Origin of the sequence: Streptomyces sp. NPDC001068 (assembly GCF_042897315.1) — a bacterium.
GTDB lineage: Bacteria > Actinomycetota > Actinomycetes > Streptomycetales > Streptomycetaceae > Streptomyces.
Genome location: NZ_JBIAYD010000011.1, coordinates 14,654 through 24,749, shown reverse-complemented (window position 1 = coordinate 24,749; position 10,096 = coordinate 14,654). Strand labels below are relative to the sequence as shown.

The 10,096-nt window shown below is 70.2% G+C and carries 8 protein-coding genes; all 8 read left to right on the top strand.

Features of this window, described 5'->3' with window-relative positions; genetic code table 11:
- Positions 1 to 115 precede the first annotated feature (115 nt).
- The 8 genes from ACFY3I_RS29015 (at position 116) to ACFY3I_RS28980 (ending at position 10,085) form a co-directional block, all read left to right on the top strand.
- Entirely contained in the window at positions 116 to 532 is a 417-nt protein-coding gene (locus ACFY3I_RS29015; RefSeq protein ID WP_390863910.1) for a hypothetical protein, read from the top strand.
- Positions 533 to 576: 44 nt separating this feature from the next.
- Entirely contained in the window at positions 577 to 984 is a 408-nt protein-coding gene (locus tag ACFY3I_RS29010) for a hypothetical protein (RefSeq protein WP_390863908.1), read from the top strand.
- Between the two features lie 199 nt (positions 985 to 1,183).
- Positions 1,184 to 1,711 carry a hypothetical protein gene (locus tag ACFY3I_RS29005; RefSeq protein WP_390863907.1) on the top strand — a complete coding sequence of 176 codons (528 nt, stop codon included), beginning with the start codon at positions 1,184 to 1,186 and terminating at the stop codon, positions 1,709 to 1,711.
- Positions 1,712 to 1,737: 26 nt separating this feature from the next.
- The gene (locus ACFY3I_RS29000; RefSeq protein ID WP_390863905.1) at positions 1,738 to 1,959 is read left to right on the top strand and encodes a hypothetical protein; all 222 of its coding nucleotides are present in this window, start codon (positions 1,738 to 1,740) and stop codon (positions 1,957 to 1,959) included.
- A gap of 83 nt (positions 1,960 to 2,042) precedes the next feature.
- On the top strand, positions 2,043 to 6,923 hold the full coding sequence (locus ACFY3I_RS28995; RefSeq protein ID WP_390863903.1) for a hypothetical protein: 4,881 nt from the start codon (positions 2,043 to 2,045) through the stop codon (positions 6,921 to 6,923).
- Between the two features lie 7 nt (positions 6,924 to 6,930).
- Positions 6,931 to 8,250, top strand: coding sequence for a hypothetical protein (locus tag ACFY3I_RS28990; RefSeq protein ID WP_390863902.1), 1,320 nt, complete (start codon positions 6,931 to 6,933; stop codon positions 8,248 to 8,250).
- Positions 8,251 to 8,368: 118 nt separating this feature from the next.
- The gene (locus tag ACFY3I_RS28985; RefSeq protein WP_390863900.1) at positions 8,369 to 8,980 is read left to right on the top strand and encodes a hypothetical protein; all 612 of its coding nucleotides are present in this window, start codon (positions 8,369 to 8,371) and stop codon (positions 8,978 to 8,980) included.
- A gap of 64 nt (positions 8,981 to 9,044) precedes the next feature.
- Positions 9,045 to 10,085 (top strand): hypothetical protein, encoded by a 1,041-nt coding sequence (locus ACFY3I_RS28980; protein WP_390863899.1) that lies wholly within the window; start codon positions 9,045 to 9,047, stop codon positions 10,083 to 10,085.
- Positions 10,086 to 10,096 lie beyond the last annotated feature (11 nt).

Here is a 10,096-nt window from a genome sequence, read left to right as displayed (position 1 = left end):
GTATGTGGGACTCCGGCGAACTGCCGCAGCGGTTCGAGCGCGCGTAGCGAACGAACAGAATTGTTACGGCAGATCGATCAGCGTTTCCGCGAGCACATGACCCAGGAGGTGAGCAATGGCGTACTACAAGGACCTCAGCCCGTACGAGGACTCGGCCGACCAGGATGAGACGGGCCAGCGCGCCGGGTCCGGAGCGTCTTTGCTGAACGTGGGGTGGCTTGCCGAGGGACACGAGTTCCCCCGGGGTGACGTCCCCGAGGGATTTGTGGAGGCCCTCCTAGAGCTAGCCAAGGACAAGGTGAACGTCTACCGGGGCATGCATATCTGCGACTTCTGCCCGACCTTTGAGGAAGCGCGGAAGAACGTCCGGTTCCGAGACGAGTTCATCGGCAGCGGAGAGGTCCACGTGTGGGGCGGTGAAGGCTGTGTCTACGCCGCCCCGGCACTGGTTATTCATTATGCGGCGGACCACGGCTACCAGCCGCCGCGGGAATTCGTAGACGCGGTCCTGGCGACGTGGGAGGGAAAGTGACGGGCTCGCGCGCGGAACGACGTTCCGCCGGTACCGAGACCTTGGTGGACGTGCTGCTGCGCTGGGCGCGGATCCGGCGCCGCACACCCGCGGGGGACATCGCGGACTTCGAGGCCGGCCAGCCGCTACGGATTGTTGGGTTCACAAAGAGCATCGGCGGGACGGTCAGGGTCTCGGTCGGTAAGGGCAAGGAGATCGCGAGGCTGAGGCAGGGCTACCTTCGGGTCGCTGCCGGTGAGGCGCCGGTCTGGAACGACGCGCGAGGAGGCCGGAGTGCGACCCTTCAGGAACCGTTCCGGTTGAAGCCGGCGGCCGGGAAGGTACGCCTGGCCCGGAAGTTCGAGCGATACGAACTCATTACGGGCGCTGGGACGTATGACCTGGCGGTGCCCAGGAAGGACGGGGAGCTGATACGGCACGCGCTGGGCGGCGTTGTTGGGACTTGCTGTTGATTCTCGGCAAGCCCCAGCAATTCGCTAATCACTTCGGCTTCCACGGCAAGGCATCATGTCGCACGGAGCTTAGTCCCTTGAACACCGTCGGGCCGACGGCTGGTATGTAGTCGAGGGAGGTCCTGCACCAACGGCTACCCTGATCCTCACGCCGACTGGTTGAGGGCCGGGCGAGGCGCGGGAGACAAGGACACGCCCCGTGGCAAGCAAGAACTTCTCGTTCAACACCGAACCCCACGTCGCCACCGTCAACGGCACGGAACTCCGCTTCGAGCCCGAGGTCATGGGCGACGAGTTCATGGACGCGTTCGGCAGCCTGCGCGATGCGCAGATGGCCGCCCAGGGCATCGACCTGGAGGACCTGTCGACGCTGGACCCGAAGAAGCTGCGCGGCGCCGCCCGGGGCCTGCGCGGGTTCCTCGCCCAGTTGATGCTCCAGGAGGACGCCCAGCGGTTCATGGCCCTGGAAGTCGTCAAGGACGGCGTGGTGCTGAGCACCCACCAGGACGAGAGCGAGGCGGAGCAGGCCGCGGGCCAGGCGGACGGGGCGCGGGTGAAGTGGGCCATGCCGATGCCGGACCGCATCCTGGTGCAGCTCATGGAGTGGGTCACCGAGCTGTACGGAGGTGGCGCGGACGCCCGCCCTACTGGGTCGTCTGGCGGCTCTGCGAAAGCATCGCAGCGGGCTGGGAGGGGTGGACCGGCGCGCTCGCGCTCGAAGGGGTAGACGCCCACACCTGGCGCCTGCGCACGATGCTCGCCGCCGCCGAGGCCTCCATGGACAGCGCCGCCAAGGACGACGGGGAACGCGCCCGCAACCGGGCCACGCTGTACGCCCCGCCCGCGAGCGCGCGCCGCGCCGGAGCCACGACGGGCCGGCCAGCCGCGCGGGGGATGCGCCTGGACCAGGCCCAGGCCCTCATGGCCGCAGTGACCGCCGAAGACGCCCAGGTCACCGGCGGCCGTAACGGATAATCTGGACTCAGGCCGGGCCGCGCGCCCTGGCCGCTCGCCGACTGGTTAAGGGCCGGGCAACGCTCACTTCGTGAGGTTGCCCGGTGGCTGGCGAGGAAGAGGACTACGGCTCAGCCCGCATCACGATCGACCTGGACGACACGTCTGCGGTCGCTGACGCCCAGGAGCTCGGGCAGCGGATCCAGAACGCCCTGGAACGCGCGACCCGCAACATCGGCCAGCAGATCCGCCGGAACATCCAGCGGGGCCTGACTGCCGCGATCTCCGTACGGGTGGAACCGGATACCGCCCGGTTCCAGGCACAGCTCCAGCGGGCGTTGCGTGGCCTGTCGGCCACCGTCGACGTCTCCCCGAACGCGACCCGTCTTCAGGTCCGCGTCCAGCGGGCGTTGCGCGGCCTGGTCGCCACCGTCGATCTCGCCCCGGACGCGACCCGCCTGCAGGCGCGGATTCAGCAGGCGCTCCGCGGCCTGGTCGCCACGGTCGACGTCTCCCCGGACCTGGCCGAGTTCCAGACCCGGGTCACCCAGGCGCTCCGCGGCCTGGTCGCCACGGTCGATCTCGCCCCGGACGTCACCCGCTTCGAGACGCGGCTCCAGCGGGCCCTGCGTCGCCTGTCGGCCACGGTCGATGTCTCCCCGGACACGACCCGGTTCCAGGCCCGGCTCAACCGGGCGCTGCGCGGCCTGGTCGCCCAGGTGCGGGTGGAGCCGGACACAACCCGTCTCGCTGCCCAACTCCGCCGGGACCTGCGGGCGCTCGGCGCGGTCACCGTACCGGCCCAGGCGGACGCCGCCCGGTTCCGCGCCCTCCTGGAGCGCGCGCTGCGGCGACTGCCGCCCATCAGCATCCGGGTCGACCCGGACCTGACCCGGCTCAACGCCGCGCTGCGCACCCACCACGCGCCGCCGGTACGCATCCCGATCGACGTCGACCGGGACCAGCTCCAACGCACCCTCACCGGTCTGTCCGGCCTGGCCGGCAAGGTGGGCGGCGTCCTCGTCAAGGCGCTGAAGTTCGGCGCCTTCGCCATCGCGGCGGCCGGCGCCGCCACGGCGGTCGGCAAGTTCGTCGCCGCACTCGCCCCGGCGGCCGGTCTCCTCGCGGCCGTCCCCGCGGCCGTCATCGGGTTCCAGGCCGCCCTGGGCGCTCTCAAGCTCGCCACGCTCGGCGTCGGCGACGCCTTCCAGTCCGCGCTCACGGACGACGCGGACGACTTCGCGGCCTCCCTGGACGCGCTGAGCCCCAAGGCCCAGGCCGCCGCCCGCGAGGTCCGCGCGCTCAAGCCAGCGTTCGAGCAGCTGCGCAACAGCGTCCAAGACGCCTTTTTCACCCAGTTCCAGGGGCAGATCACCGCCACGGCCAAGGCCCTGAACGGGCCCCTCAAGACCGGGCTGGCACAGATCGCCCGCGGCTGGGGGTCGGCGGCGCGCGGCGTCCTCGGCTACATCCAGGGCTCGCAGGGCGTCGCCAACGTCCGGACCATCCTCACCGCCACGGGCTCCGCCGTCACCGGCCTGGCCCAGACGACGAACAAGCTGACGGCCGGCCTGCTCCAGGTCGCCTCCGTCGTCGCCGAGCAGTTCGGCCCGGAGCTCGGCGGCGGCATCGCCAACCTGGGGCAGAAGTTCGGGGACTGGCTCCAGACCATCGCCCAGGGCGGCCAGGCCGTCTCCTGGGTGGACGGCGCGGTCAACACCCTGGCGCGGCTCGGGGACATCGCCGGGAACGTCAAAGGCATCTTCTCGGGCCTGTTCGCCGCCAGCGACGGCGCCGGGGCGGGGGTCCTCAACAACCTCCAGACCGTCACCAAGGCCGTCTCTGACCTGGTGAACTCCGCCCAGGGGCAGACCGCCCTGGGCAACATCTTCACCACGGTCGGCCAGGTCGCCCAGCAACTCGGCCCGATCATCTCGGCCCTGGTGGGCAACGTCGGCAAGATCGCGCCCGCCCTGGCGCCGATCGTGACCGGCCTGGGCCCGGTCCTCGTCGAGCTGATCAACCAGCTCGGCACCGCCGTGCAGGGCGGGCTGCCGCAGCTCGCGGTCGTCTTCCAGGACATCGGCACCGCCGTCATCGCGCTGGCCCCCGCCCTGCCTCCGCTGGCGGTAGCGGCTGCCTCCCTGGTTCGGTCCGCCGCTGACCTGCTCGTCCCGCTGGCCCCCGTGGTCGCGCTGCTCGCCCAACTGGTCGGGCCCGTCGTCAGTCTGGCGGCGCCGCTCATAGTCACCGGCGTGGCCGTGTTCGGCCTGGTCAAGGCCGTCAACGCCGCCGTCGCCATCTTCCAGTTGGTACGCGGGGCCTGGATCGCGCTCAACCTGGCGTTCGCAGCCTCGCCGATCGGCGCCATCATCGTGGGCGTCGTCGCCCTGGTCGCAGCGATCTACCTGCTGTACCAGCGGTTCGCGATCGTCCGCACCGTGGTGGACGCCGTGGGCCGCGCCTTGCGGGACGCATTCCTGGCCACGGTCTCGGCCGTGAAGTCCGCGGCCTCCGGCATCGGTCACTTCTTCGTCAGCGCGTTCGAGACAGCCAAGTCGGCCGTGTCGACCGGGATCGACGCCGTGGTCGGCTTCTTCACCGGCCTGCCAGGCAAGATCACTTCCGGGCTGTCGTCGCTGGGCTCCAGCATCGGCCAGTTCTTCGTTGACGCGTTCGAGACCGCGAAGTCCGGACTGACGACCGCCGTCCAGTCCGTCATCGACTTCTTCGTCGCGCTGCCGGGCCAGATCGTGGCCGGCCTGAAGGCCCTGCCCGGGCTGCTCGTCCAGGCCTTCACCAGCGCCGTCGCGCTCCTGATCATCGTCGCGCTGACCGAGATCGCCGCGCTCGTCTTCATCTTCACGGAACTGCCGGTCCGGATCTACAACGGGCTCGTCTCCCTGGGCCAGTTCCTGCTGTCCGCCTTCGTCGCCGGGTTCAACGCGGTGACGTCGACCGTGTCCGGCTGGATCTCGTCCACCGCTGCGTTCTTCCAGGCGCTACCGGGCCGGATCTTGTCCGCCCTGTCGTCCCTGGGCTCGTTCCTGCTCAACGCCTTCCGATCCGGGTTCAACTCGGTGACGTCCACGGTGTCCGGCTGGATCTCCGCCACGGTGTCGTTCTTCCGGGGCCTGCCGGGCAAGATCGTCTCCGCCCTGTCGTCGCTGGGCTCCTTCCTGCTGCGGAACTTCACCAGCGCCTTCAACTCCGCCCGCTCCGGGATCACCGGGTTCATCTCCACGGCCGTCTCGTTCTTCCGGGGCCTGCCCGGCAAGATCGTCTCCGCCCTGTCGGCCCTGCCGGGCAAGATCGCCAACGCCTTCTCCAGCGCCACCAACCGGGTGCGGTCCGCCGTGTCCGGGCTGATCTCGGGCGTGGTGTCGCTGTTCTCCGGCCTGCCCGGCAAGATCCTCGGCGCGATCGGCAACATCGGCGCCCAGATCATGTCCAAGGTCAAGGCCGGCATCCCGAGCAGCGTCCGCAAGTACCTGCCGTTCGCCAAGGGCGGCATCGTCCTCGGCCCCACCCACGCCCTCATCGGCGAGGCCGGCCCCGAGGTGGTCATCCCACTGACGGACCCGCGACGGGCCGTGCAACTCGCCCACCAGTCCGGCCTGGTGGGCATCCTCGCCGGACAGGCCCGCACCCTGGCCGCCTCCGCGACCGCGGCGACGAGCAGCAGCGGCGCCGCCGTGAGCGGCAGCCTGTCCACCCTGCGCTCCCTGCTCGCCGGTATCGGCAGCCTGCTGGACAACGTGGGCGCGGACGTGGTGCAGGGCATGGTGGACGGCATCCGTACCAACGCCGGCCTGGTGGCGGCCGCCGCCGCGGACATGGCCGACGGCGCCACCGGAGCCGCCCGCAACGCGCTGGAGACACACAGCCCGTCCAAGGTGTTCGCGCGCATCGGAACGGACGTCGGCCGCGGCTTCATCGACGGCCTGACCGGCACCGCCGCCAAGATCAAGGCCACCACGGACAAGCTGGCCAAGGACATCATCAGCGCGTTCTCGGGCAAGAAGACCCGGCTCGATGACCGCCTCGTGGCCCTGGTGGACGCCGGGAACAAGCGCCTGCAGAGCCTGGCCGCCCAGCGGGACAGCCTGGCCCAGCGGATCGCGGACGCCCAGAAGTTCGCCACCGACACGGCCAACCAGGCGCTCCAGTCCTTCAGCCTGCAGAACCTGGCACAGAGCCTCCAGGACGGGGCGGCGCTCACCACCAGGAGCCTTACGGCAGGCCTCCAGGGCGCCGTGGACCAGGTCAAGAAGTTCTCTTCCCAGCTCGCCACACTCCAGCGGCGGGGCCTGGGCAAGGACCTGCTGGAGCAGATCGTGGGCCTGGGCCCGCAGCAGGGCGCCCAGCTCGCCACGGCCCTGTCCACCGCCAACCGGGACCAGATCAAGCGGATCAACAGCCTCCAGTCCCAACTGGCCACGGCCTCCACCAAGCTGGGAGACACCAGCGCCGACGTGCTGTTCGACGCCGGACAGCAGGCAGGGCGCGGGTTCCTCACCGGCCTCCAGGCGCAGCGCAAGAACATCGAAAAGCTGATGCTGGACATCGCCAAGGGGATGCAGACCGCCATCCGTACGGCGCTCAAGATCCACAGCCCGTCCCTGGTGATGAGGCGCCTCGGCGACCACACAGGCGCGGGCCTTGAGCTCGGCCTGGTCGACCGGATCGCCGGCATCATGCGCGCCTCCTCGGCAGCGGCCCGTGCGGTCGTTGACGCCGTGTCCAGCCAGTTCGACCTGCTGCCTGGCCGCATGCCCTCCAGCCTCGGCACCGTCGGCGGGAATGTGGTGCCGCTGACCCGCGCGCAGCGCGCCCGCCAGGACGCCCCCGGAGCAGGGGCGGCATCGGGCGGCACGGGCGGCTCGGTCGTGCACAACCACCACTGGGAGATCCGGGAAGTCGGCGACGCGCACGTAACCGCCCAGCGCGTCATCAACCGCTTCGTGTACGCGGCGGGGATGTGAGGGGCTGATGACGGCCGAGTGGTACATGGAGTACGGCGGCGTGGAGGTGGTGAACCATGCACGCCTGGACCAGTACCTGAAGACGGTGGGGTCCCCGCTGGACTCCGGCGGTGGCTGCGGCTGCCCCACCTTCACCCACGAGGTCCTGGAGCAACTGCCCTACACGACCCCGGACAGCGCAGACAACCCGGCGCCCTGGTACGACCCGGACGTACCGGAGTCCACCGAGTTCACCGGCGTCATGGTGCTGGACGTGGCCGGCATGGACGACTACCCCGTCCAGCGCACCGTCACCGGCGGGATCGCCGGCGGCGGAGCCATCGGCCCCGCACGCGTCCTGCCGCGCACCATCACGGTGACCGCCATCCTGCTCGGCGCCACCTGCTGCGGCGTGGAGTACGGCTACCAGTTCCTCACCCAGGCGTTGCAGGGCTGCGCCTCCGGTGACTGCGACGGGGACTGTCTCGTCGTGTACTCCTGCTGTCCTGGCGACGGACTCACCTCGGCGGAGTTCAACGCCAGGCACCGGCGCACCCTGCGCCGCGTCGCCCTGGTGGACGGCCCCCGGATCACCGCCCGGGCCGGGACCGGCTGCACCACCGGCACCTGCCAGACCGGCGCGGACATCCTCACCGTGGAATGGGTGATGACCGCCGCGGTGCCCTGGCTGTGGACGGACCCGGTCCCGGTGCTGGAGGTCACCCCGCCCATGGACCTTGACGGCACCTGCGTGGACTGGTGCCTGCACCCGGCGGGGGACACCGGCTGCCCGGGCGGCTGCCGATTCGCCGCCTGCACGGACCCCGCCGCGGCCTGCTCGGACACCCGCTGCCTGCCGGAGGCCCCGCCCCTTCCCGGCGCTCCGCTGGCCACCTGCTACTGCCTGCCCCTGGCGGTGGAGCGCGCCTGCTATCCCATGGACCTCACCGACCGCCCCAACTGGTCCAATGACGTACCGGTCATCACCGTGCGCTCCGGCTCCTCCGACCTGCGCAACCTCACCATCGCGATCTACGAGAGCGGCGAACCAGGCATGACCTGCGAGGAGGTTGCCGACTTCAAGCGGTGCGACCCCCACAGCTTCTGGCACATCGCCTACGTTCCCGCCGGCGGCGCGGTCACCCTGGACGGCCAGACCGGCCGGGCCACCGTGGAATGCGGCGGCACCTGCGAGTCCAGCCCCGACGTATACGGCCAGGACGGCATGCCCACCACGTACAGCACCCTGGACTGCGCAACATATTGCCTGTGCCTCGAAACGGATATCGAGAGCCCCCCGGCACCGGACGCCATTGTGACTGTCAACGTGTCTGGCCGGGGCCGCTGATGGAGCGTCAAGACTGCCTCTGACCTGCCGCGACGGTAGAATCAGGCCCACAACTGACTGGCCCCGGCAGGAGGGTAGGAGCTCCACGCCGGGGCCCGCCGACTGAATGGGAGTCGACGTGAGAACCGAGCGTACGTGCTCAGTGCGCGACTGTGGAAAGCGTCATAAGGCCCGCGGCTACTGCGGCGGCCACTACAAGCAGTGGAGCCTGTACGGCGATCCGCTGGCGATATCCCGGCGGGGGCGCGGGGCGGTACTACGCGAACTGGAGGCCGCAGCAACGGCGGAGACTGATGAGTGCATCATCCTGACCGGGTACCAGGGGCGACCGAACGTCCAGTATCAGGGCACGTGGATGAACGCCTCTCGCGCGGTGTGGATCATCGCTGAAGGTGACCCAGGCGACCAGTACGTCCTCCACACGTGCAACGACGGATCGGGGAGCCATGGGTGCATCAACCGGGGGCACTTGGCGCTGGGTGACCACCACGAGAACATGAGGCACCGGGACGCTGCCGGGCGCATCCCCATCGGCCGGACGGACGTGGTCGGGGAGGACAACCCGCGCGCCGTCCTCACCGAGGGAGCCGTGGCGGACATCCGGCGCCGGTACGTGCGATACGCGCGGGCGAACCATCCAGGCTCGGCCGCCGCGCTGGCCCTCGAGTACGGAGTGGATCGAAGCACCGTCTACAACGTGACGCTGGGGCGTGCCTGGGCCACGGTCTAACCTAGCTGCTAGACAGTCGACTGGTTCAGGGCCGGGCTCCATCTCGTACGAGAGGGGCCCGGCCTTGGCCGTAGCAGGGTGCGGCACCCACCAGGCGGTCATCCTTGACCGCGCCGGTGCCACCGTGGCCGTCGCCAACGTGCTGACCGAGATTGAGTGGACCAGGACCCTGGACGAGGTCAGCACGGCCCGCGCCGTGATCATGCCGGACGGCGACTGCTGCGGACGGCTCGGCCGGATCAGCACCTGGCGGTGCCGCCTGGTGGTGTTCCGCGACGGCCGATACTGCTGGGACGGCCCCATCACCGGCATCACCTGGTCCCTGGGCCAGGTGGAGATCCGCGCCCAGGACGTGCTGGCGTGGCTCGGGAACCGAGTGCCCCACGCCGACAAGACGTTCACCGGCGCGGACCTCACCGAGATCGCCGAGTGGCTGATCGAGGACGGCTACGCACCGGACGACCCGGGCCACACCGTGGACGTGGTGGACCGGGCCGGTATCAGCGGCAGCCGCGTCTACAGCACCAGCATCGGCCAGACCCTGGACCACCTGGCGCAGCTCGCCGAGGCAGGCCTGGACTACACGGCCATCGGCTCCAAGATCTTGCTGCTCCCGGAGACCCACCTGGTCCCGGTGGGCCGCCTGTCGGACACCGACCTGCCGGACGGCCTGGAGGTGAGCGAGAACGGATCCTCCCTCGCCACCCGCTGGCTCGTGGCGGGCAGCGACAGCAGCGGGGTCATCGGCGAAGCCGGCGGGGTGGATCCGTACTACGGGCTGCACGAGCGGTACGTGGAGCAGACGGAGATCACCGACCAGACGTCAGCGGACGAGGCGGCCCGGGCGCGCGGCAGGGCGAGCGTGCCGGTGCCGGTGGTCATCGACACCCAGTCCGTGACGATCAGCCCCGAGGCGGCGATCGACGTGCCGTCCCTGGTGCCCGGCTGGTGTCTGGACATCACTTCGGCCTCCACCTGCCGCACGGTGCGCCAGCGGCTGAAGATCACCGGAGTAACTGTGCAGGAGACCGGCGGAGACGACGACAAGCCGGGGTCCGAGAGCGTCAAGGTGCAGGTAGCGGCAAGCGGAGCGGAGACACCCTGATGGTCATTCGT